This window comes from Moritella viscosa, assembly GCF_900120065.1.
GTDB classification, from domain to species: Bacteria; Pseudomonadota; Gammaproteobacteria; order Enterobacterales; family Moritellaceae; genus Moritella; species Moritella viscosa.
In genome coordinates, this window is the sequence record NZ_FPLG01000105.1 from 104237 (window position 1) to 129338 (window position 25102).

The 25102-nt window shown below is 38.1% G+C and carries 19 protein-coding genes; 10 read left to right on the top strand and 9 right to left on the bottom strand.

Annotated elements, in window-relative coordinates; translation table 11 throughout:
- Nucleotides 1-20: 20 nt before the first annotated feature.
- Both dnaX and BT797_RS16830 read left to right on the top strand, forming a co-directional pair.
- Nucleotides 21-2471 carry a DNA polymerase III subunit gamma/tau gene (gene dnaX / locus BT797_RS16825; protein WP_075472871.1) on the top strand — a complete coding sequence of 817 codons (2451 nt, stop codon included), beginning with the start codon at nt 21-23 and terminating at the stop codon, nt 2469-2471.
- Between the two features lie 117 nt (nt 2472-2588).
- On the top strand, nt 2589-2918 hold the full coding sequence (locus BT797_RS16830; RefSeq protein ID WP_045110960.1) for a YbaB/EbfC family nucleoid-associated protein: 330 nt from the start codon (nt 2589-2591) through the stop codon (nt 2916-2918).
- Between the two features lie 134 nt (nt 2919-3052).
- Here BT797_RS16830 and BT797_RS16835 read toward each other — a convergent pair whose 3' ends face one another.
- From BT797_RS16835 to atcJ, 5 genes are all read right to left on the bottom strand, one after another.
- The gene (locus BT797_RS16835; protein WP_075472873.1) at nt 3053-3841 is read right to left on the bottom strand and encodes a class I SAM-dependent methyltransferase; all 789 of its coding nucleotides are present in this window, start codon (nt 3839-3841) and stop codon (nt 3053-3055) included.
- Between the two features lie 177 nt (nt 3842-4018).
- Entirely contained in the window at nt 4019-4912 is an 894-nt protein-coding gene (atcC, locus tag BT797_RS16840) for a cold adaptation protein AtcC (protein WP_075472875.1), read from the bottom strand.
- 11 nt (nt 4913-4923) lie between these two features.
- A complete protein-coding gene (gene atcB / locus BT797_RS16845; protein WP_045110957.1) occupies nt 4924-5685 on the bottom strand; it encodes a cold adaptation protein AtcB in 762 nt (253 codons plus the stop codon).
- Nucleotides 5685-6170: a cold adaptation protein AtcA gene (gene atcA, locus BT797_RS16850; RefSeq protein WP_075472877.1), complete on the bottom strand. Its 486-nt coding sequence runs from the start codon at nt 6168-6170 to the stop codon at nt 5685-5687. Before atcA ends, atcB begins: the two co-directional genes overlap by 1 nt.
- A 13-nt stretch (nt 6171-6183) precedes the next feature.
- On the bottom strand, nt 6184-6474 hold the full coding sequence (gene atcJ, locus BT797_RS16855; protein WP_075472879.1) for a cold adaptation protein ActJcold adaptation protein ActJ: 291 nt from the start codon (nt 6472-6474) through the stop codon (nt 6184-6186).
- 334 nt (nt 6475-6808) lie between these two features.
- Between atcJ and recR the strand changes: the two genes are divergently transcribed.
- Nucleotides 6809-7411 carry a recombination mediator RecR gene (recR, locus tag BT797_RS16860; protein WP_045110954.1) on the top strand — a complete coding sequence of 201 codons (603 nt, stop codon included), beginning with the start codon at nt 6809-6811 and terminating at the stop codon, nt 7409-7411.
- 297 nt (nt 7412-7708) lie between these two features.
- On the opposite strand, the gene BT797_RS16865 is transcribed toward recR, so the two are convergent.
- The gene (locus BT797_RS16865) at nt 7709-8293 is read right to left on the bottom strand and encodes a superoxide dismutase (RefSeq protein WP_045110953.1); all 585 of its coding nucleotides are present in this window, start codon (nt 8291-8293) and stop codon (nt 7709-7711) included.
- A gap of 338 nt (nt 8294-8631) precedes the next feature.
- Here BT797_RS16865 and BT797_RS16870 point away from each other — a divergent pair, with 338 nt between their 5' ends.
- Entirely contained in the window at nt 8632-8961 is a 330-nt protein-coding gene (locus BT797_RS16870) for a Grx4 family monothiol glutaredoxin (RefSeq protein WP_045110952.1), read from the top strand.
- A gap of 191 nt (nt 8962-9152) precedes the next feature.
- On the opposite strand, the gene BT797_RS16875 is transcribed toward BT797_RS16870, so the two are convergent.
- Nucleotides 9153-10478 (bottom strand): Na+/H+ antiporter family protein, encoded by a 1326-nt coding sequence (locus BT797_RS16875; RefSeq protein ID WP_045110951.1) that lies wholly within the window; start codon nt 10476-10478, stop codon nt 9153-9155.
- Nucleotides 10479-11029: 551 nt separating this feature from the next.
- Between BT797_RS16875 and BT797_RS16880 the strand changes: the two genes are divergently transcribed.
- Nucleotides 11030-11383, top strand: a complete 354-nt coding sequence (locus BT797_RS16880; protein ID WP_244534214.1) for a YfiM family lipoprotein — start codon at nt 11030-11032, stop codon at nt 11381-11383.
- A gap of 100 nt (nt 11384-11483) precedes the next feature.
- Here the strand turns inward: BT797_RS16880 and rnt are convergent, their stop codons facing one another.
- Nucleotides 11484-12188 carry a ribonuclease T gene (rnt, locus tag BT797_RS16885; RefSeq protein WP_045110949.1) on the bottom strand — a complete coding sequence of 235 codons (705 nt, stop codon included), beginning with the start codon at nt 12186-12188 and terminating at the stop codon, nt 11484-11486.
- A 229-nt stretch (nt 12189-12417) separates the two neighbouring features.
- Here rnt and BT797_RS16890 point away from each other — a divergent pair, with 229 nt between their 5' ends.
- The 4 genes from BT797_RS16890 to BT797_RS16905 all read left to right on the top strand — a co-directional run bounded on the left by BT797_RS16890 (nt 12418) and on the right by BT797_RS16905 (nt 17195).
- Entirely contained in the window at nt 12418-13299 is an 882-nt protein-coding gene (locus BT797_RS16890) for a flagellar protein MotY (protein ID WP_045110948.1), read from the top strand.
- Between the two features lie 265 nt (nt 13300-13564).
- Complete coding sequence (locus BT797_RS16895) at nt 13565-15514, top strand: LTA synthase family protein (protein WP_045110947.1); 1950 nt, start codon at nt 13565-13567, stop codon at nt 15512-15514.
- A gap of 139 nt (nt 15515-15653) precedes the next feature.
- Nucleotides 15654-16094: a VOC family protein gene (locus BT797_RS16900; protein WP_075472883.1), complete on the top strand. Its 441-nt coding sequence runs from the start codon at nt 15654-15656 to the stop codon at nt 16092-16094.
- Nucleotides 16095-16628: 534 nt separating this feature from the next.
- On the top strand, nt 16629-17195 hold the full coding sequence (locus BT797_RS16905; RefSeq protein WP_045110945.1) for an acetate uptake transporter: 567 nt from the start codon (nt 16629-16631) through the stop codon (nt 17193-17195).
- A 686-nt stretch (nt 17196-17881) separates the two neighbouring features.
- Here the strand turns inward: BT797_RS16905 and BT797_RS16910 are convergent.
- Nucleotides 17882-18664 carry a hypothetical protein gene (locus tag BT797_RS16910; RefSeq protein ID WP_139291693.1) on the bottom strand — a complete coding sequence of 261 codons (783 nt, stop codon included), beginning with the start codon at nt 18662-18664 and terminating at the stop codon, nt 17882-17884.
- Between the two features lie 410 nt (nt 18665-19074).
- Between BT797_RS16910 and BT797_RS16915 the strand changes: the two genes are divergently transcribed.
- Entirely contained in the window at nt 19075-25095 is a 6021-nt protein-coding gene (locus BT797_RS16915; protein WP_075472887.1) for an ATP-binding protein, read from the top strand.
- Nucleotides 25096-25102 lie beyond the last annotated feature (7 nt).

A 25102-nucleotide genomic window follows, 5' to 3' on the forward strand; every position in this document is an offset into this window, starting at 1 on the left:
TAAGTAATCATTGAACTGTTATGAGTTATCAAGTTTTAGCGCGTAAATGGCGCCCGCATAATTTTCAGCAAGTTGTTGGTCAACAACATGTGCTGACCGCTTTAGTTAATGCGCTAGAGCAAGACCGTTTACACCATGCTTATTTGCTCAGTGGTACTCGCGGTGTTGGTAAAACAACGATCGCCCGCATTTTAGCGAAGAGCTTAAACTGTGAGAAAGGCATTACCAGTAAACCTTGTGGCGAATGTTCAACGTGTGTCGAGATTGATCAAGGTTCTTATGTTGATCTACTCGAAATCGATGCGGCCTCACGTACCAAAGTTGAAGATACCCGTGAGTTACTTGATAACGTGCAGTATAAGCCTGCTCGTGGTCGTTTTAAGGTGTACTTAATCGATGAAGTACACATGCTTTCTAAGCACAGTTTTAATGCGCTATTAAAAACGTTAGAAGAACCACCTGAATATGTGAAGTTCTTGCTTGCGACAACCGATCCACAAAAACTGCCTATTACGATCTTATCGCGTTGCTTGCAATTTCATTTAAAAAGTCTAACGACTGAACAGATTTCTCAGCAGTTGGTGCATATTTTATCGCGCGAACATTGCCAATATGAATTATCAGCATTGAACTCAATCGCCAAAGCGGCCGATGGCAGTATGCGTGATGCATTGAGTTTGACTGATCAAGCCTTGTCTCACGGTGCAGGTGAAGTATTACACCAAACTGTGTTAGATATGTTGGGTACGTTAGATCACAGCCATATGTTGCAACTACTGCGTTTAATTGTCAGTGGTGATGCGAATAACTGTATGGCGAAGATTGCCGAGGTGAGTTCGCTAGGACCTGATTTTGACCAATTACATGTAGAATTAGCAAGTTTGTTACACCGTATTGCAATGGCGCAAATTTTACCGTCATCAGTGGTTGATACTGAACATGCCGATAAAGTGAAAGCATTGTCTGATGAAATGTCTCCAGAAGATGTGCAGCTATATTATCAAATAGCATTGACTGGCCGTAAAGAATTACCACTTGCACCTGATCCACGTAGTGCGTTAGAAATGACGATATTACGTATGCTAGCATTCCGTCCACAAGGACGTTTACAAGCACCAGAAAGGGATGTTACGCCTGCACCTGTAGCAATCGCACCAGCTGTGACTGAAACGTTGGTTACGGCACAGATTGAACAAACGCCGAAGCAAGTTCAGCAACCTGTAGCACCAGTTGCTGGGCCAACTGATGAAGCGGTTACGAATTTAAACCTAGAGCAAAACGAGCTATTACAAGCTGCGCAAGCGATGGGCCATGTTGAAGCGCAAGCTTTTGAACAACAAACTGCTGAACCGCAGGGCTATACAGCGCCACAAGTTGAGTCACAAAGTATTGCTCCACAGGGGGATGTCACGCCACAGAGTAATATCGTGCCGCAAAACAGCTTTGAACAACAGAATAGCGTTGCACAAGAAAATAACGCAGAAGCAGAATACACGCCACAACCGATGGATATGTTACCGATACAAACCGTACCTATCCAGAATGAGCAAGTAAATACAACTCAACAGCAGCAACCGCAGAGTCAAACTCCTGCGCAAGCGTCAGTAGCTGAAAACAGTGTCGATCAAGGTCGTAAAACACGTAACTTCTTACGTAGTCGTTTAGGTACAACTGCAAAAAAGTCGATAGCGACGAAGAGTGAACAGGCTCCATCGTCGTATGTACCGCCGAAAAAAGCGGTAGCACCTGTTAGACAGAATACACAAACTGGTCAGAATCGTTTTAACGAACAGCCAGTGAATCAAAATATGCAACAGCAGCAGTCACCGTCTGCACCTGCATGGCAAGATCTACCACCGCTAGATTCATATCAAGATCAAGGCAGCTACTCAGATCAAGGGCAGGGCGATTATCATAACCAAATGCCTGATCCGAATACTTATCCACCGCAAGGCTTTGCTGAACCTGTCGTTCGTCAAATCGATCGCTTTAGTCAGGTTAAGGTTGATATTAATGATTTGTCACCAGCGTTTCAGCCACAAAAGTCAGGTAAATCAACGGAAACGGCACCGCTAGATAATAAGTTACGTGATGAAACAGACCCGTGGTGTTGTTATATTAATCAGATGAGTTTAGGTGGGCGTGTCCGGCAATTAGCGCTGCACAGTGTGATGGAGCAGGAACCTGGTCGTGTTACTTTGACCATGAATCCAGACCAACGATACTTTGCTAATGACAAGTCGCGTCAGCAACTAAGTGAAGCGCTGCAACAAGTGTTAGCTGAGCCGGTGGAATTAGTGATTAACTTTGGCGAAAACCCAAACAAATCAACGCCAGCACAACTAGAAGAAATAATTTATCAACAACGTTTAGCGAATGCGACTAAAAACTTGTATGATGATAAGTATATTCAGTTCTTTATGAACCGTCTTGGTGCTGTTGTTGATGATAGTTCAATTGTGCCATTATAAAGGTTTAGTAACCTTGAATTTTTTTCAATGATACCCATATAGTATGGGTATTCAGTGCGAAGCAATCGATATTTATTTATTGTTGTTCGCGACAGTCAGATAGAAAGAGAGTTTAATATGTTCGGTAAAGGCGGAATGGGCGGGCTAATGAAGCAGGCTCAACAAATGCAAGACAAAATGGCTAAAGTTCAAGAAGAGCTGGCTAATATGGAAGTAGTTGGTGAATCAGGTGCTGGTATGGTTAAAATTACTATGACTGGTAGCCATAACGTACGTCGTGTTCAAATCGATCCTGAATTGATGGAAGACGATAAAGAAATGCTAGAAGATCTTATCGCGGCTGCTATCAACGATGCTGCTCGTCGTGTTGAAGAAGAAAACAAATCAAGAATGGCTGACGTTACTGGTGGTATGAAATTACCACCTGGTATGAAAATGCCTTTCTAAGTTGACTGATATTTAATATCGATCAATTAGCCTCGGCTTTTCCTTTCAGGTTAAGCTGAGGTTTAGTTAACCCATTTCTAGTTAATTTTAGTAATCAGCTACACCACCCCTGATACCTACCTTTGATCATTTTTCTAAACCCTCTGCGACGACTTACATAGCAATAGCATCCGATGCAATGATAAGGTTGAACAAACATTATTATTACTGATTAATATTTTGAATTTTTTAAGAAAATCAGTCTGAAAATATTTAGGTACTTCTATGTCAAAATTATCACTAGAAGTATAGACCTTAACCGCGCCAGACTTAAAAATTTTGAATAGTTCTTCATTAGTCACATTATAAGTAAAACTATGCGCTTTAATTGTGGAAGGCGTTAACCCTGAATATAATAGCAGATCTTGAAATTGTTCTTTTGTTTCTAAATGTAAGCAAGGAAACTTGAAATATTGGTATAACTCGGGGAAATGCGTATTAAAAACTTGTTCTACAAGTACTATTATTTCTTCGCACCATAAGTCTCTGTATGGTGTTTGAATTGCTACAACGCCATTCGGAGCGAGCAAATCAGCAATTCGACTTAATGCAATATCATGTCGTTCCCACCACTGAAAAGATGAATTAGAAAAAACTAAATCATAGTCATATTCAGGTATAAAATCTTCAATTTTTTGGCATATAAAATTTAATTTTGATGATGAATAATTATTCTTTGCAATATGAATCATTTTTGATGATGGGTCTATGGCATCAATTGTTGCATTTGGATATTTTAAGTTTAATTTATGAGTTACATTCCCACTACCGCAACCGATATCTAGAATTCGTTTTGGTTGGACATGATCAATCATATTAATCAGGTAATTCGCAGCATTTTGCTGAACAATATTATTAATTGAGTACTCTGTTTCATATTCCATTATTGATGCCTCGACTTAAAAATATAATATCATACCATTGTATATCAATGTTTTATAACAAGATTTAAGATTGGACTTTGATAGACTAAAAATTATCGAGGGTATAAAAAAGCAGGAATACCCGATTGGATATTCCCGCTTTTTATTATTCGTTAATCCTGTGAATCTTTATAGATATCACATCACGATATAGACTGGCCAACCTAACAAACCTGTTAGCCCTTCTTTATATTCAAATCGCTCTAACCGCTCTGGACTCGCATCTTTTAAGCGCAGTTCTCGATAATTTTTAGCAAACGTTAACGTGCGCAGTAGACCTGATGTAAAATACTGACCCAGCTCAACCTTTATGGTCTCGGCAAGTGGTGATGGCAACTCGGATAATGTTAGCTTAATTTGTTGATCAAGATATTCAATTGAGAACCAGGCGTCTTCAAGTTCAATTTTTGCTATGCGTTGCTTAAGATCTGGTCTCACTTTAACGGGACCAAAAAATAAACGGTACAGAACCACTTCCGCAAACACGCATTCGAGGCTTAAAAAGTCTAAAGGATCGTAGCTTGTTTGGGCATAAAACTGCTTTAGTAAGCACACAATTGACTCTTCACGGTTAAACTCTAACAGAGCATCTTGATAGCTCTGCCAGCCTTGCCATTCATCAGCATCACTCGGGGTTGATATTTTATCGAGTAATGTAGGATCTATATCTCCATATACTGACTTACCATTTAGCTTATACTTGCTGACACTGCTTAGCATGCTCCAACCTTTTTGGAAGGATTTAACAATACCGTTTGGTGTCACAATGAGTTTAAGTGCTTGCGCTAGATCGTGATGACTTAGTGACATTAGCCCTAAGCTTGTCACGCCGATCACATCGTAAGCAGCGTTCTCTAGCAGATGCATCTTGTGCTTATTATAAAATTTATCTGCCAGTTTAAGGCTCATCAACACCGCTTTGTTTTTAATCTCGGCAAGTTGTGCTTCATCTAATAGCGCTTCGGCTTGACCATAATCCAGTACTTTACTTAAAAAAGGTCCTTGGTTGCTGTCTCTTAGTACAATTTGCATTAACGGGATCCTTAATCAAGAAAGCTAAACATGTCATCTACTTCAGCATATTCATCAGTTACTTCGTTCTTCTCTTTTGCTTGAAGCACTAATTCATTAACGAAACTGTCGATGATAGCCACCCAGCTTGAATTTTCACTACGCAGTAAATTCTTAATTGATTTTTCAACATCAGGTGCAAGTTCACGGATCAAAGCGAGTAAGCTACGTGGATCATCAATACTTAAGCTGTGCGCATCTTCTTCTGCACTGCGACCTGTATAACCGACGGTTTCACCATCATCTTCATCATCATAGTTATCTGTGATGTGGCTCTGCTTATCAGCCTCAACCGTTGGTGCTAATAGATATTCAATAAAAGGAATCGACAGATAAAAAAGACCTGCTTGGTCTTCTGCAATGCACTCTAAAATAGCAGTTTGTTTCGCTTCACTATTTTGGATACGGATAAGATAAGTTAAAAAATCAAACGTGTGCTGGATTAATTCATCAGCATTGTTTTTAACCTTTTCTTCCCAGTATAGGGGTTGCTGGCAAACAATATCGCGGATTTGTTCAGGAGTCATTAGCTCAGACATGATAGAAGGGCAAGAGATATCATGGTGACTGTTTATCTGCGTTAAAGTCACGATATCCATTTGTTCGATCACTTCAACTAAAACGTCATCAGTCATGGTGTTAGCCATTAACTCAAATTTCTTACTTGCCTGTTGAGGTTCTACATCGGCAAGTTGTTTGATTTCGATTACGGCTGTTTCAATTAAGCTATTCATTATTGCTCTTCCTCTTCCTCATCAAATTGATTGTAATAGCCTTCTTCTTCGTCTTCGTGGTAGTCATTATGATCTTGACTAGCTGGAGTAGACAGGTTCTCATTTGATAATAAGAAGAGAACAATACAGCTTTCTATTAATAAAGTTTCTGAGTGACCACGAGCCGCTAAAACAAGCGGTATATCAGAGTTATTAAAGGCAACAGTTGTTTTAAACTCATTCCATTCAGGTAGAATGCCTTCTTTTATCCATTGAGCCCACTTGATCTTTGCTTCAGGTGGGAACTTTACTTTATCATAAAGTGCAATCGGCAGATACTCTGGCACAGATGCGAGTAACTTAGGATCTGCTAGTAAAACAGCCTTCATTTGGCTAGTAAACTGCTCGAGTGCATTAGGAGTGTCGGGATCGTTATACGATTCGATATTGCTATATGCGTCTTCTTTTAATTGTTCAATACGTTCGAAATCTATTGCTGTTGTCATGAGTGCTCAGAAATTAACTTATAGAATAAAATTGATCCCACAGCTCGCGCATAGCGGCAGCAGGGTCGGTCACAATAACGTTACTGAAGTTTTTTACAAAATCGCGTTTTAGCTTAGGATTTGAAAGTACTTCATACGCGTTTCTTACTCGTTGCAGCTGAGCTTCAGCATGCACTTTTTCATCGTCTGATGCACCGAGTAATTTATCAGGGTGAAACTTATTCGATAGACGCTTGTAGGCTTTCTTAACGTCGTCTTCATTTGCGTTCGGCTTGATACCAAGCACACTAAAGTGGTTAATCATAATGTTACCTGTGGCAGATTAGCGCAATCAATAATTTGGGAGGCAGAAGTTTAACGGCTGAAAGGTCAGATCACAACACAAATCCGATATTGTTGTGGCTTAATAGTCCTAGCTGATCGCTAATGAGTTGTTCTCGCGTTTGCATTCTGCTGTATTGTACCCTTTGAATTTGTGTTTATAGTCTTTTTAATGGTACTTAAAGAGTGACTCCGTCCAAAACATGTGAGCCACGTAGGAGACAAAATTATATGCTAAAGCATCAGATTTAATGTAGTATTGCGCTCAATATAGATGCGAAATCCAGCTTGAGCAGGGTTTCTTTTTGGAGTTATCAATGAAGTTCAGTCCCCTGTTAGATCAGCTGATTAATGATCTACAAATTTTACCGGGTGTCGGCCCTAAGTCTGCACAGCGTATTGCTTTCCATATTTTAGAACGCAAGCGTGATCATGCTGTCTCTTTGGCGCATTCTTTAGAGAAGGCAATGATTGAGATTGGTCACTGCCAGCAGTGTAATACGCTGACTGAATTAGATATCTGTGTTATTTGCGCCAACCCTAAACGTCAAACTGAAAGAACGCTTTGTGTTGTTGAAGGTCCCGCTGATGTCGCAGCGATTGAACAAACCAATCAATTTAGTGGTCAATATTTTGTATTAATGGGTCACTTATCACCATTAGATGGTATAGGACCGGATGAAATCGGTTTAGATAAGTTATCCGAATTATTAGCATCTGGACGCTATGAAGAGCTTATTTTGGCAACGAATCCTACAGTTGAAGGCGAAGCTACTGCCTATTATATTGCTGAAATAGCACAAGAATATGGCGTAAAAGCAAGCCGTATTGCGCATGGTGTTCCAGTGGGTGGTGAATTAGAATATGTAGATGGAACGACCTTGTCCCATTCATTACTTGGTCGGCAGCTAATAAGCTGATTGTAAGTCGATACTGTTAGTAAATTCAGTTAGTTGATTGATAAGTAGAGAACAGTAAACATCATTGTTGCTGGGATAGATAATGTTAATATTGCTTTGAACGTATTACTAAAATTCATAGAGACCTCGGTCTTAAAAGTTAAGTAATAACATCCTTGTCATTAATCTAATGAGATAAAGCATAGCAATTTAGCATTAGTAATACTAGCCTACTTACAAAAAACCGATAGTGCATAATTTGCACTATCGGTTTTTGTTATAGTCTAATATAAGACAAACCTAGGACTAACAGGTTAATTAAGCTGCGAAGTTAGCGGCAGCGAAATCCCAGTTAGCTAGTGCCCAGAAACCTTTAAGGTAGCTAGGGCGTAGGTTACGGTAATCGATGTAGTAAGCGTGTTCCCATAGATCAACAGTTATTAGCGGCGTAACACCAGCTTCTGTGATAGGAGTACCAGCATTAGAAGTGTTAACGATTTCTAATTCGCCTTCAGCGTTTTTAACTAACCAAGTCCAGCTAGAACCGAAGTTGTTAACAGCTTTATCGTTGAATGCTTCTTGGAACGCTTCAAAAGAACCGAACTTAGCGTTGATAGCGTCAGCTAGTGCGCCTTCTGGTTGACCTTTTGCATTTGGAGTAAGGCTGTTCCAGTAGAATGTGTGGTTCCAAACTTGAGCTGCGTTATTGAAAACAGGACCTTCAGAAGATTTAACAATTTCTTCTAATGATTTTTCAGCAAGAGGTGTGCCTTCGATTAGACCGTTAAGCTTAACCACGTAAGTGTTGTGGTGTTTGCCGTAATGGAAAGAAAGAGTCTCAGCAGAGATATGTGGTTCAAGTGCATCTTGTGCGTATGGTAAAGCTGGTAGTGTAATACTCATAGGTATTTCCTTATTTATTGATAGCTAAAAGCTATCTATTGCTCATTATTGATTTAATTATGGAAGGAATACTAACGCTAGCGTTGAATATATTCAAGTATTTGACTGCAATTGTATTGCTCAATTAATAAATTGTAATGAGTGAATTCATTTTTTAACAATTAGGCTAAATATAAAACAAAATAACCCTACAAAATAACGGTGTTAACCAAGCTATAATTAGCATAAAATGGCTGCGAAATTTGTATTTATATAATGCATCCTATGGTTAGAGTTTAAATAACTAGATTCAAATAATAACTACAATAGATGTAAACGCTAAGATTTGTGAGGACACAATGGAAACTTTAGATAAAATCAAACAGCAACTTGCTGAGAACTCAATCATCCTATACATGAAAGGATCTCCAAAACTACCTAGCTGTGGTTTTTCTTCACAAGCATCACAAGCAGTAATCAATTGTGGTGAGCAATTTGCTTACGTTGATATTCTACAAAACCCAGATATCCGCGCTGAACTACCTAAATATGCTAACTGGCCTACATTCCCACAGCTATGGGTTGACGGCGAGCTTGTTGGTGGTTGTGACATCATCATGGAAATGTTCCAACAAGGTGAGCTTCAGCCATTAATCGCAGCAGCAGCCGCAAAAGCGAAAGCTGAATAAGGGTTCATCGTTGTTAAGTATTCGTTGTGTTATAAGCGATAATTAATCGTCATAAGTATAATCAGAATACGAAAAAGGGAAGCAATTGCTTCCCTTTTCTATATCTGTGATTTAATCATCGATTGTTTAAACCACAGATTATTTAGAATCGAGAGTACCGATATTTAGCTTACGGTACTGCCTTATATCCTTTACAGCGTAACTGCTGCTATCCAACCAAAGATAATAAGTGGAATATTATAGTGGATGAACGTTGGGATCACTGAGTCTCGAATATGATCGTGTTGACCATCAACATTTAGACCTGATGTTGGACCTAATGTTGAGTCTGATGCTGGTGAACCAGCATCACCAAGCGCGGCCGCTGTACCAACAAGAGATGCCGTTGCTAATGGTGAGAAACCAAACTGCAAAGCAAGAGGGACATAGATAGTCGCAAGAATTGGAATTGTAGAGAAAGATGAACCAATCCCCATCGTTACCAATAAACCTGTTACTAGCATTAGCAATGCAGCTAGACTTTTATTGTCACCAATGACGTCACCGATTGAGCTCACTAATGATTCAACACCGCTTGTTGCTTTCATTACTTCAGCAAAACCAGATGCTGCGATCATAATGAAACCAATCATTGCCATCATGTGTACACCGCGAGTGAACATATCTTGTGTTTCGTGGAATTTGATAACACCACCAAGTGTGAAGATAATGAAGCCCGTTAATGCACCAAGAATGATTGAATTATAAGTTAACTGTAAGCTTAATGCCGCAACAATTGCAACCATAGCAACAATGATGTGGCGAGGGTTAAATTCAACTGGTTTATTTTCTTTAGCGGTTAATTCGCTTTCAACTAGATATTCACGTGGTTTACGATAGGTAAATACTACCGCCGTAATTAAACCAATAACCATACCTAATACAGGTAAAGCCATTGCTGCTGGTAACTGCTCTGCAACAACATTCGCGCCGTTATCATTTAGATTTTTAAGTAAGATGTTGTTTAAGAAGATGCCACCAAAACCAATAGGTAGGAACATATATGTTGCAGTTAGACCAAAAGTGATCACACAAGCGACGGCACGACGGTCTAATTTTAATTTAGTCATCACACCAAGTAGTGGTGGGATAAGTAAAGGAATGAAAGCGATATGAACAGGGATAACGTTTTGTGATGAGATAGCGACGAGTAGTAAGGTGAAGAGTAAACCGTACTTAAAACCGTTAATTTGGCGTTGTGAGTTACCATCACCTAGACGGCTAACAATTTTAGCTGCAAGTAAGTCTGTAATACCTGACTTTGAGATTGCAACGGCAAATGCACCTAACATGGCATAGTTTAATGCGATTGACGCACCACCACCTAAGCCTGAGTTAAAGGCTGAAATAACTTCTTCTAAAGGTAAACCACCAATTAAACCACCTAAAAAGGCACTAATTGTTAGTGCTACAACCACATTAATCCGCATAAAACTGAGGATTAACATAGCTAGCACTGCGATAACTACAGGATTCATTTATCTACTTTCCAATGTTAATAATTCTATTGAAGGTAGTATATAAAACTATGCTACATAAGATAAGTGAATTTTAAGTCTATTTATGGGTAATTATGAAGATGTAGTGAATTATTGCCGTTAAAAATGAAAATTCTTAACTATTTGATCGTTATTTTTATATTTATCATTTGTTGCGAAGAGCATTTTGAGTGCTAGCATTGATTTATGCACTTGGGTTTTTATTCTTTAATTCTTGTGTTATCAGGTCCTTTATAGGATTTTAATTAACCATATCTAGCGTTAATACCTAAATTGTACGGTAATATGTTATAAAATAAATCTGTAATTATTAGATTTTCATGGTGAATTTTTCGAATAAGAGTTGGTGTGTTTAGGCTGCATTGTTAGATTTTTATGGTGTTTAATAATTCATGATTAATTTAGCGAAAATAAACAACAATAAAATCAATATTATTTTAATCAGTACTCGCTTTTATAGGTATTTCATTCCCTATTCGGCTTATGTGAATAAATCTATCCGAATTATACATCAATTGGTTGGGCTAGTTATGCCACTGTGTCGACGTATATTCTGGGTTTCACTCATATTGATTTCTACTTCTGTAAATGCCGGAGGTATAGAAAATGATAAACAGAAACATTTTATTGCCGAGACGGTTATTTGCGGTACAACTATGATGTACACAGAAAGTTGGTGGCAGACTATTCTCGTTGGTTTATCTATTGGAGTTTTGAAGGAAACGTATGATGCGAGCCAAGAAGGGAATGAGTTTAGTAAAAATGACATGGTGGCAAACGTATTAGGGTGTCTGGCTGGAGTAAGCTATGGCGCGACAGTGTTACATTTTCATTATGAAAGTGATACAAATACGACGATCATCGGTATTAAGGGGAAGTTTTAAGCAGTGATACTCATATTTTATATTTTGCCCCTATCATAGTCACAACATACGGTTCACGAAAGGTTCGCGATATATTTGTTGTACAAAGGGGCATAATGATTTATTCGCTTTCAGTTTTTAACGTGGTATCACTTACTGTATCTAGTTCTGTTTCTTCTTCTGTTTCTTCTTCTGGAACAGGAAGTGGCCAACCGCCCATATCTTTCCATTTGTTCACAATATAACAAAACAGTTCTGCAGTTTGTTCCGTATCGTATTTAGCAGAGTGTGCTTGTTTATGATCGAAAGGGATACCTGCAGCCATACATGCTTTAGCAAGTACTGTTTGACCTACGGCTAGACCAGCAAGTGTCGTAGTATCAAAAGTAGCAAAAGGATGGAAAGGGTTGCGTTTAATCTTTTCTCGACTGGATGCCGCACTTAAAAAACTATGATCAAATGCTGCGTTGTGGGCAACCATAATCGCACGGTGACAACCTGTTTCTTTTAAGCTTTTACGCACGGCTTTATAGATTTCGGTGATCGCTTCGCGTTCAGGTACGGCGCCACGTAGTGGGTTTGTAGGGTCGATACCGGTAAAATCTAAGGCTGCTTGCTCTAAATTAGCCCCTTCAAACGGTTCAACGTTAAAGTGTAAGGTATGCGAAATTTTAAGATAACCATCTTCATCCATTTCTAGGATTGAAGCTGCGATCTCTAACATAGCATCTGTTTGTGCATTAAATCCCGCTGTTTCGATATCGATAACGACAGGGAAGTAGCCACGGAATCGTTGGCTAAAAGCTGATTTTTCAGTTGTGCTCATGTGATCATTAATTAATGTTGACTTGAATAGGATTATGCCATAATAATTGCTTGTCCTCTAATCAACTTTACTAATTTGTTGTTAGTTGTCGGCATAATCAACAGGAATCAATTTTAGGCGTTTTTACTTTTTAAGATATTTTAAGATATTTATAGAAAAGTAACTCAAGTTATCTAACCTAATACCGATAAGTTAATATGGGCTTCGCATAAACAGGGTTTTGAACCGTATGATCAACTGCCAACATTTTATAATTGCTTCACTTGTTGCTTTTGGTTCAGCAAGTGCTTCTGCTAACATGAAAAACTATGCGGCCAATTACGAATTCTCTCAATGGGAAAATAGTCGTTCTACGCCTGTTCAATGTAGCCTGAAGCATGATATTCCTCGTTATGGCCAAGCTATTTTTACTAGTCGCGCATCGAAATTAATCAACCTTGATTTTGAATTAGATATGAAACGTCTACCTGCGAAAGCTGAAATGGCTTCATTACGTTCTGTCCCACCAAATTGGAAGCCAGGGAGTGCAGCCCAAGATCTTGCTGATGTGAAACTGTATCGCCAATTTACTGGTTATGTAAGTGAGCAACCTGCTTGGCGCATGCTTGATTCATTAGATTCGGGGGATTATCCAACCTTTTACTTTCGAGACTGGTACCGTGGCGGTGAGTTTATTAGCGTCGGCCTGTCTTCGGTTAACTTCCAAAATAAATACCAAGAATTTCTAGAATGCGTGAGTAACTTATTACCCTATAGCTTGGATGATATTGCTTATTCAGTGCTGGATTTTAATGTTGCAAGTGATGAGTTAACACAGCAAAGCCAGCAACGTTTAGCTATGATTAGTGAATTCTTACGATACAGTCCTGATATTAATGTTGTTGTAGTTGATAGTTATACCGGTAGCTATGGCGACGAGCTACAAAATTTACAAACTTCCTCGTTACGAGCTGAAAACATTAAACAATATTTTTTAGACAATGGTCTTAAAAACTTAGAAATTAAAACCAATGGTTATGGTGAGAAAAGCCAAATAGCATCCAATAGTAATATTATTGAACGACAAAAAAATCAACGCGTTGTGATATCATTAGGGCAACCCATTCTTTAATAGCATTCATTTTTCAGTCTATATTGATATTTTCTATGTAGACTGTCTGTACAAAATAATTATAAATAACGTTGTACGCAGAACCTTCTGCTAAATTTTAAGTATTATTTATTTGAATTAATCTATATTTTTTCTGTAAGGCAATGTATTCGTTTGTAAGACATTGTAATAAAGTATTTTATGGTTTTGTTGTGTTCTTTATAATCATGCTGAATTAATCGTTTCATGTAGAAATGGAACGCAGTTTTTAGCGAAAGGACATTTAATGCTTAACTCTTCAAAACGACGATTGGGTGTATTTTACCCCATTGTTACTACATTCCTTATTTGCCTCATTATATTAAACATTTCCCGCCTAGGGCTAAGCCTCTGGCAGGCTGACCGTGTTACTGACGTTAGCGGTTGGGGGACGATTTTTCTTAGTGGTCTACGGATCGATATAGCGAGTTTGTCTTATCTGTTGGTATTACCAGCAATGCTGACGTGTTTTCTTTCTAACGATGGTTTGGTTGGGCGGATTTGGCATGTAATACTTCGTGTTTGGATCGTTGCAGGCTTGTGGTTTGTAATGTATATGGAGCTAGCGACACCTTCATTTATTATGGAGTATGATGTTCGCCCGAACCGTCTGTTTGTCGAGTACTTGGTTTATCCGAAAGAAGTGTTTGGCATGCTTTGGAGTGGCTATAAGCTCGAGTTATTTATTGGTATGGTTGCGTCAATTATAACCGTGCTGGGTGGGTGGAAATTAAGTGGTCACCTTGTTAAAGGGCTAACATTCCCTAGTTGGTACTGGCGTCCTGTATTAGCGTTGTGTGTGGTAGCTGTTTGTGTGATGGGGGCCCGTTCTACTTTGGGGCATCGTCCGATGAATCCTGCAATGATTGCGTTTTCAACCGATCCTCTGATGAATGATTTGGCATTGAATTCGCCTTATTCATTATTATTCGCCGTGAAACAAATGCAGGGTGAAGATGATGCGTTTAAATATTACGGTAAGATGGATACGCAACAAATTATTAATTTGGTCCGTGAATCGACAGACCTTTCTGCCGAGCAGTTTGTATCAAACGAACAACCCAGTCTTGCTATGCGCAAAGCGACTTATCAAGGAAAACCAAAAAACATTGTTATTTTGTTGCAAGAGAGTTTAGGTGCGCGATATGTCGGTGCTTTAGGTGGATTACCATTGACGCCAAACCTTGATGCTATCATACAAGAAGGCTGGAACTTCAACCGTATGTATGCAACTGGTACGCGTTCAGTACGAGGTATTGAGGCTGTTACGACTGGGTTTTCCCCAACGCCAGCCCGCTCTGTTGTTAAATTAGGTAAAAGCCAAACTAATTTCTTCACAGCGGCAGATTTATTAAAGAAAAAAGGCTATCACACCCAGTTTATTTATGGTGGTGAGAGCCATTTTGACAACATGAAAAGCTTCTTTTTAGGTAACGGTTTTGCTGATATGCAAGATTTCCCAACCTTTAATAACCCTAAGTTTGTTGGTGCTTGGGGCGCATCAGATGAAGATTTGTACGATAAAGCTGATGAGCAATTTGCCATGTTGTCTAAGCAAAATAAGCCATTCTTTAGTTTAGTGTTTACTTCATCGAATCATAGCCCGTTTGATTATCCTGATAATCGTATTACAGCATATAATACACCGAAGCAAACTCGTGAAAATGCAGCTAAATATTCAGATTACGCATTAGGAACCTTTATTGATAAAGCGAAAAAATCGTCGTATTGGAAAGACACTATTTTCGTGGTGATTGCGGATCATGACTCGCGTGCTTACGGAAACCAACTGGTACCTATTGATCATTTCCGCATTCCAGCTGTGATCTTCGGTGGTGATGTGAAGCCGCGTCAGGATGATCGCTTAACAAGTCAAATCGATCTGCTACCAACATTATTGTCGCTGGCTGGTATTGATAGTGTAACGCCAATGATTGGTCATGACATGACACATGATATCGACCCATCTAAGTTACGTGCAATGATGCAGTTCTATAAGAACTTTGCGTGGATGGATAATAATAATGATGTCGTTATTTTCCAACCAGAAAAGCCCGAATCTAGCTACCATTACGATGCAAATACTACGAACTTGATCAGTAAGCCAGTATCGAAAGATATGGTCATTATGGCGAAAGCTAATGCACTATGGGGTAGTTTAGTTTATAAGAATAACTTATACACACCAGTAAATTAGTACTAATCTGTGCAGGCTTAAACTTGAGTTTGAATAGCTATGATATAAGGCGTTAAGAACGATATTCTTAGCGCCTTTTTATTTGTGGTACCATTACGGCAACCATTCTTTAATATCTCTCAGCTGTATAGGACGTGTTATGCAATTCTTACATACGATGGTTCGTGTCAAAAATTTAGAAGCATCTTTAGACTTTTACTGTAATAAACTTGGTTTAATTGAAGTTAAACGTAATGATTATGAAGCTGCACGCTTTTCCCTTATCTTTTTAGCTGCCGCTGGTGATGCGGAGCAAGCGAAACAAACTTCTCGTCCAACCCTTGAACTTACGTATAACTGGGATGAAGAAGTGTATGAAGGTGGTCGTAATTTTGGTCACTTGGCTTACGAAGTTGAAGATATTTATACTACATGTGCAGATTTACAGGCTGCTGGTGTCATTATCAACCGTCCACCACGTGATGGGTATATGGCATTTATCCGCTCACCGGATGGCATCTCTATCGAGTTATTACAAAAAGGCGCTAAATTAGCAGCACAAGAACCTTGGGCTTCAATGCAAAATATTGGTGAGTGGTAACCAACTCATTACTGGGTTGTAATTACTCGCTTGTCAGTGTGATTTATTAAATTTAATTATCGTTAATAAGCCACACTAAATTAATTATTTGACTATTTAACTTTAATAAATCTAATATACTATAAAGTTATATTAAACTACGAATTTAGTTTTAAAACATATAATAGATGCTTTATATAACTGATTGGAATATACATTGGATTATTTATAAATAAAGAGAATAACTTTTGTTGAATTAATTTCAGTTGCTTTATTTAAATGAAAATAGAGTGTATACATTCCTCTCTTTATTTTAATTTAACAATTCACATATGGCTAAGCTTTGGATATCAATGGTTTGAACTTTAATGTTATTGCTTTAATGTTAATTGTTAAATGATTTAACTTTTTATTTTAATTTGTTTTTATTGTTTACAACGTTACAATTAAATTATATTTGTGGTTTTGTTGATATTTTAAACTATTAAAAATTGCCCTGTTAGAATTATTAATCTACAATCGCCGCCTCTTTATATTCGACAGGTTTTATAATTAATGTCTAAACAACTAGCTAATCCAGCACCACTGGGCCTAATGGGCTTCGGTATGACGACCGTTTTATTAAATATCCATAATGCGGGTTTTTTCCCAATGGATTCAATGATACTTGCAATGGGTATTTTTTACGGTGGTATTAGCCAAATTATTGCGGGTATTTTATGTTACAAACGTGGTGATACGTTTGGAACAACTGCCTTTATCTCGTATGGCTTTTTCTGGTTAACATTAGTTGGTCTGATCTTAATGCCTAAAATGGGCGTAGCGGCGAGCCCTGCACCATTCATGGCGTGGTATTTGTTATTATGGGGCTTATTTACTGCGGGTCTATTCGTTGGTTCATTACGTTACCCACGTGCAAAACAAATCATATTTGCTTCATTAACAGCATTATTTTTCCTTTTAGCTATTCGTGATTTTAGTGGCAGTGCAGTAATTGGTGTAATCGCTGGTTATGTTGGTATTTTCTGTGGACTAAGTGCGATGTATTTCAGTATGGCACAAGTACTGAATGGCGAATTTGGTTATGAAATATTACCTGTTGGGAAACCTGTTTTTAAATAATCGCAAAGCCCGTTTCTACATAATGGGCAAATAAGCAGATTAAACAGTGAATACTAAAAAGGCGCATTTAATAACTTGAATGCGCCTTTTTGATAGCTAGTACAGTCTATTTTTAATTAATACCGAAACTGCTTTTCATATACCAGTACCAGTTATTCTTCAGGATATATTTTATCTTTATACTTTCTTTATATGGACTAAAAACACCCCATCCAAGTGAGTGAGTGAGTGCGAAGTCAGGCTCCAGTTGACTTAAGGTGCTTCACGTTACCTAAATTGCATTACAAAAAAAACTCATTTTGTAAAAATAAGAGTTTTAAGTGAATATTTAAGATAGTTTCCCCCGAAAATCCTTTACAAAAATACGGCTCTTGCCGTTCTAGGCTTTTAAGGTACTCATTGGGTATATCGAAGTAGAGCTAGCCCTAGCATCACTTGTTTTTATAGATACTCTCATAGTCTCAATCACTTCACTCTTTTGATAGTACAATCACTATAACTACTCTGTAAAGGCCTATCAAAGTCGTAAGAGAATAAGAGCCTAAACTCATCTCGGGGCAGAACCGAGTTAGCCGTGGCAGCTAGCTGGAGATAGACAAAAGTGAGTTAACACTTTTAATCTAAACTTTATGGTTTAGATTAAAACTACTTTATGTCACTTTTTTGGAATCCCCTTGAGCCATATATTATGCTACTTTTCGTTTAGGGTACCAACCATCAGCTTCTAAAAAGCCGGGGTCTAGGGGTCGATACATATCTGAGTTAATATTTTTACCTATGGAGTCATTACCTTTATCGAAATCTTCTTCTGAACAGAAATCTAGTTCAAGAAGGTAACGTTTTGCTGCTTCTTTTGTTGTATTACCTTTAAACCCTTCGATAATTTCAGTTTCGTAGTTAAGTTCATAACCACACATATACCTATGTACAAGACTATACGAAAAGTCCTCAGTTAAAGGATAGATCGACCTATCTTTTACGTTAGCTACAAGCATATGCTGTGAGGGGAGTGTTTTTACACTGTAGACCCTACGTAAGCCTTTATCGTGAAAGTCATAGAGTACTGTTCTATGATTAGATGTGTTTGCAGTATGTTTGCTGAGTTGATCAAATTTTAGGGCTTTAAAGATAGGGGAAGGTACATCGTCAATATTTTCATCTGGAGTGTATATACGCTTTGCCTCCAGAAGAGCTACCCCCTCCAAAATTTTTCCTTTTCCTAAATTAAGCCTTACTATAATTCCTATGTCACCATAATCAGGCTCATAGTTATCAACCTTTCGGTTTTTATATGCCTGTATCTGGCATACCGAAGGTCTACCCATCTCCTGATCTTTTATTAGGTGGATTTCTGAAAAGCAATCTCTTATATTTGACAGCATGGATCGGGTAATAAAGTCTTCATCCCAATCACCGTCAACGCACCTTCTCAAAGTCAAAGAAATAATTTTATCTAGATCATGTTTCACTAGGTCTCTATCTTTATATAGAGCGCGACCTTCTTCTCTTTCAATATGTGATAATTTTTCTCTAAGCATTTTTTATTTTATTATATTCAACAATAGGTTACATTGGTTAAATCATACTACTTTTGCTAATAGATCAAAAGCTATAGTTCTAGTTGTTCTAGTTGTTCTAGTTGTTCTAGTTGTTCTAGTTGTTCTAGTTGTACAAGTTCATTAAGCCAAAATAATGATCCTTAATCTAATTGAGGAATTAAGACTTCCGTTCGCAATATAGAGTGAGCGATTGTAATGCGAAATAACGCCCATTTCTCACATTGTAAAACCAGTGGTGTTAGATGCTGATGGCGATAGAGCCTTAGAGTTATAAATATGCATGTGATTGAATATAATGATAATAGAGAGATATTACAAATATGGTTAAAAATAAAGGTAATTTAAAGCCCGCTCATACAGGTTATCGTTATCAGGATATTGCTACGGCATATTATTTGATCAAGGCTATTATAGGTAAATGTGATAGTGTTACTGTTGATAAAAAACAGGTTGAGGATGATCGCTTAGATGATTTAGAAATTATCATATCAGGGCGCGTTTATAGGAAACAAATCAAATCGAGCCTCAATAAATCTAGGTCCATAACACGTTCCGATTTTACAAGTAATAAGTCAACTTTACGAATAGACCGACTTGTACTGACTCATATTAGGAGTTCGTATAATGTAGAGGAATATAGACTAAGTGCTACCTGGCAACCTCCAGTAATCAATGACGATTTGCTAGGTTTACTTGAAACTGTTAGTGCTGAACCAACATTTGAAGGAACCAGAGTAAGTCATTATAAACTTAAATCTGATTTAATTTGGCCTTCCGATTGCAACCCTATTTGGCCAGTTTTGGAAGGGTTTATGCAACAATCTTCCGAGTTTCAGCGAAGTGATTTTGTTGCATTTTGTGATAAGTTTATAATTGAACTTCAACTGCCCTCAGCCTCAACAGACCTTCTAAACCCTGGCCCGCTTGAGTCTTCTGTTCTCGACCTTCTACGTGAGCAGGTAGGCATAGGACAGTACCCTAATGCAGGCAGACAAAGTGAAGATGTTGCAGCTTTAGCTATATCATTGGCAAATCTTGCTCGAACTCAAGAAGCGACTTTGCTTCCTGATGAGATCTCTAAGAATTTGGAAATAAGAACAGATTTTGGACGTGTATCTCAAGCCTTCCCATTAGATAGAAACTATTTTTATGATCGACCTGCATTTAGAAAAACTATCACAAAAGGATTGGAACAAGATGGATTTCACATTGTCACAGCACCTCCAGGGGCTGGTAAGTCGTGGGATTTAACTTGTCTTGGTGAAGAGTTAGCTAGTGATTATGTTGTAGCTCGCCATTATTGCTACCTTGAACCTGGAGATGAGTTAATAGAGCGCAGAGTCACCACTGATGTATTTTTTGCAAATATAATATCTGAACTTCATGAGGCTGATTCTGAAATTAATTTAGGTTCAACACGATTATCCGCCGATTTACGTACCTTAGAAGAAACTCTAGCTCGTAGTGTTGAGCTAGGAAAACGTATAGTTCTTATTATCGATGGTTTAGATCATATATCTAGAGTGAAATCATCTTCTAATGTATTAAGTGATGATGAAACTGATATCGTTGAACGTCTTTCTACTTTAAAAATACCGAAAGGTGTGAAATTGATAATTGGCTCTCAACCAGGAGACCACTTGCAACCAACATTATCAAAGCTACATGGGGTTGTGCAAACCCTAAAATTAGTTGGTATAAGTCACACGAGTAAAATACAGGGAGTTCTGTCAACGATTGCAGATAAAAGTGATGGAAATCCTCTGTATGTTAGATATCTATGCAAGGGGTTGATTTCAGAACTTCAGACTGGTGTTACAGGTAACCCCGAAGATTGGCTCCAATCGTCACCAAATATCAACGGTGATATTGTTGTTTATTATAAATACTTATATGAAAAAATCTTAAGTCAAGCCCAAGTAATTGCTGATTTATTTGGTGTTATTGATTTTTCTGTCTCTGAGGCAGAGTTAAAGGAAATTGTACCGGGGCTACTATCATCTTGGATACCTAAAGCCTTGGTAGCCCTATCACCTATACTTATTCAGGTTACAGGCCAAGGCGGAGTTCGTATTTTTCATGAAAGTTTCAGACGTTTCATGCTTAATGAGTTGGAGAGAAAAGGCCAAAGTCTAAATGATGTGCTTTCACCTGTTATTGATTGGCTGGAACGTCAAGGTCTTTATCAAAATGCGAAGAGTTATCGCTTTTTACTTCCGGCATTGCGCAGGGCAGAAAAGTACGAAGAGATATTTAATCTGGTTAGCTACTCTTTTGTTTCAGAAAGCGTAAGTAGTGGTCACCCCATTGATGCCATTCAAGCAAATTTGGCGATTACAGCAGATGTAGCTGGTAGGGAGCGTAATTGGGCAATATTGGTTCGGTGTGCAGAACTTAGGCGCGCCTTATCAACCTGTTTTGAAGATGGACATTCTTGGCGTGATTTTTGGATTACGTACGGAGAGTTATTTGGACATAATAATTTAGCAGAACGGTTATTGTTTGATGGAAAGCCCACTTTGTCATATGACGATGGTCTGTATGCTTGTCTACTTGTAGATGACTCAGGTGGAATAGCACCATGGCAAGAATACTTAGCTTTACCTAACAATGTTGGTGAGTCAAGTTATGGAAAGGACTTTGATCATAATAAATTTCTAACACACGGAGAGAGTATAAACCTAGCGAAAATACAAGGACGCATGAGCCAGGGGCTTAGTTGGCGGATGCTTCGTCGTTTTTATCTTTATCTTCAAAATAGCACTAAAAATCCCAAGTTATGCTTTATTCGGAACGTTTCAATGCGCTTTTCGCGGAATGGCTTCATATCAACGATGAAAAAGTTGGCGTTTCGATTTGATAATCAAGATTGTCACATCATTAGCTTCGCGTTACGCCTGGGTATTGCAGATGAGTGCGTAAGAAATGGTGATATTGAACTAGCAAAAGGTTTTGCTAAAGAAGCACTTTCTTTAGTGTCCTTTCCACCTTTTATCGCTATGTGTATGGAGTTTGGTGTCCTCCTTGATTTTTCTGTTATTAAAGACGTGAAGCCTGAAACAATTGATATAGGTGTAGATTCGGGGTGGCCAGAAGCTAAGAATATAGAAACATGGGTAGCATTAATCCGCCTATTTTCGCAAAGTGGTGTTGGTGATGAAGTAATTAAAAATGAAGTTCATAGAGTTCAAGGCATTGGTTGGTATAGATGTTGGTTACGTTATATCTTAGCGTTATCGAAGGTTGAAGCTGCTAGTCATTCTAACCTCTCTTTCGATATTTGCTCAGTTTTTTCTATTTTAAATGAAGATGTTCGCCCTTTCGTCGGAGATCCTAGAGCGTGTGATTTATATAGAATTCATGGTGCAATTAAGGAGAGTCTAGCTATAGGCTTTAGCTTAATAAATACAAAAGAAGAATGGCGCTATGTTCTAGACATTATTGAAAATGTTAGTAGGAGTACCGCAACTCGAATTGATCAAGAAGATGGAGGACCAATATCGGTAGGAACTATTATTGATTTGTTACTACCGTATTCAACTTCAATCGTCGCTGGAGACATTATTTGTTTTACAATTGAGGAGCAAATAAAACTTCTAAATGTTAAAGGAACATACTATTCAACGCACGCTACTTACTCTATGCAACGAGCCTCAATGGAAATGAAAATAGGCCTTAAAAAAAGAGCTGTTGAAACTTGGAAAGAGGTTGGAGTTTATCTAACAGGGTATGGGTGGAGGAAAGATATTACGTTATTTGATGTAATTGAAACGATTCCTTCATTAGGTAAAGTATCAAAGGATCTGGCTTTAGACGCTCTAGACAAAATTCAACCATATATTGGAGCTGTACTCCGCCATACCGATGGCCGTTCAACTAAACATGCTCCTAATGCTTGGTTTGATGAGTTACTTAGAATAGATCCTACGAATGCGATGGTTGTTTTAACTCGCACTATTTTTGAAGATGACGGTATAGAAAGTTGGCCAACGATGAGGGCTTTAAGGTCTGTAGCAAAATCTTCTTATAACAAAGGGAATCCAATTCTTGTTGATGCGCTTTGGGAAACTCTTCCCTTTGAAGTTGAATATGAAGGAGAGGGAAAAAAGGTTTCAAAAGAGCGTCTTGAGCCAATTGAATTACTTTTTGAAGAAAACCACGAAATAGCTAGAGAAAGGATAGTTAGGCTTTATGCTGAAGCTGCAAATGATGCAAAAAGTTATAATAACGATGCAGCTATTGAGATTGAAAACACAATATCTGGCCGTGGTGTTTTTATTGATTGTAATCTGGATATATCTTCTAAAAAAAGCACTGAAAAAGACTCTGTTCTAAATGTTGATAAGTCAGAGTCATTTTCATTTTCAGTTGTCACATTACCTTTTCCTGAAAATCCATCGTTTTCGGATATTATTAAAGGAATTCGCAGCCTTTCTGACCCATTATCATCTAAAAAACAAGATGAAATTCAGAAAGTTTCAATTTATTTATCCTATAAATTAGATGAAATGTTAAGCAATAACGATCAGGTTAGTGCTCGACGTATTTTGTACTTTTATGCTAGAGAAATTTCAATATATACAACAGATACTCACCCATTAGGCGAGTTGGCTATGTATCTAGAAAATGCCGGAGCTAATTCTCTAGCTACGGTAGCGTACGCACTAGCATATACTCAATCAAGAGGTGGTGGTGGTTGGCATAGTTTTGGGGGGACATCTCATTGCAATGTTCTACATAAAGCTATTTCATTAGATAAAGCTCTTGCGGAGAGTACAGTTGCAGATGAAGTTTCTTTTAGACTTAGAAACACTGAGTACGGAGCTGGTATTTCAAAAGGCTTAATACAACGAATTTCAGAGTGGGGTGATCATAACGTTGCGGTAGACTGCTGGAACGAAGTTTATGATGTCATATCAAGACGCTTGCCGCTCACATCTGAAAATACTTGGTTTGCCAAATTCAATAGAAATGAATTAGTTGATTGGAGTATCAACGAAGGTCTAGTCTTACTCTTGCTTGCGAGATTGTCTGAACCAAGAACATCAAGGAAGCTTTCAGCACTCAATGGTTTAATGAAAGCCTTTACTCATTGCCCTGAATCTGTTGGTCGTCCACTTGAGTGGTGGTTCAGTCAAGATACGACTATAACAGACCTCCTGTTAGTTCTTCAGCTTTTATTATATTGTGAAGAAGAACCTTATAAAATAACAGTTTACCTTGAAGAAATATTATCTAATTATACTCGAACTCAAATATGGGGAGCAGCAGTTCTTTCATTTTCATTATTGGAAAGAGCTGGCATAAACGTCACCCATGTAAGTAATGTTCAACCAACTGATGTGAGCAAATATCCAGAAGTCACAGCTGAAGAAGCAAAATCTATTTTCAATTACGACCTCAACGAATCCTTAGAGTTGTTATCCAGTATTGATACTGAATTACCTGAACGAATGTGGCGAGAGTTTAATTCTATAATCAGTGGTGAAGATAATAATGATAAAATTAGAGAGCGGTTGGAACTTTCTTTGGGTCGTGACGGTAAAGGCTATCCACCAGTCGGTATTGTTTTTTGGCAATTTGAATTATTTTACGCTGTTTTACATGATCAAGCATGTTTACTGAGCAATGAAATCCATAAAGAAGATGAGCTTTTATTTTTAGAACAAATTCAGCCTGATCTTGGCCTGCATTTAGCTATTTACAATAGTAGAGTGCCTAGACCTAATTGGGATAAACCAAGTGATTTGGCTTCTGGTTCGTCTGAACTTCGAGTCGTAGAGGGGGATTCCAGATATGACGGTTGGTTTCAGATTGGCTGTATAGAAGAACAATATATAAGTGAAAAACATAGCTTTTCAAGACCAACAGAGGTAATAAAGGTTTTTTCTGGTGCAGCGGTTGTTCCGAAAAATGCAGTCTGTCAAAGTAATTACTTTCCATTTTTAGACGGAGATAAATCTCTTTGGTGGTGTGAGGGCATTATTCAAATACATTCGAGACCTGTAGATATCTGGACACAGTTATTAGGCATTACGAGATGTAAAGATTGGCTAGGTAGTAACTTGGTATTGACACCGCCAAAAGAACTTGCTTTAGCATGCGAAATAATACCACCTCACTTTGCTGAAAAGCTTGTCTGGAAAGATGAGAATGGAGACCCTTTGCTCGTTTGCCGACATTGGCGAGTTAGGGGACAGCAGTTCGATGTTGAATCGCACCAACTACAAGGTTCTGATATTATTGTGAGACCAGATGTTATCGAAAATCTTGAAAGTATGTTCTCAAGTACAATAAGGTTATATACAGACATATCTAAAAGTAATATTTCTGATAGGTGATGGTATC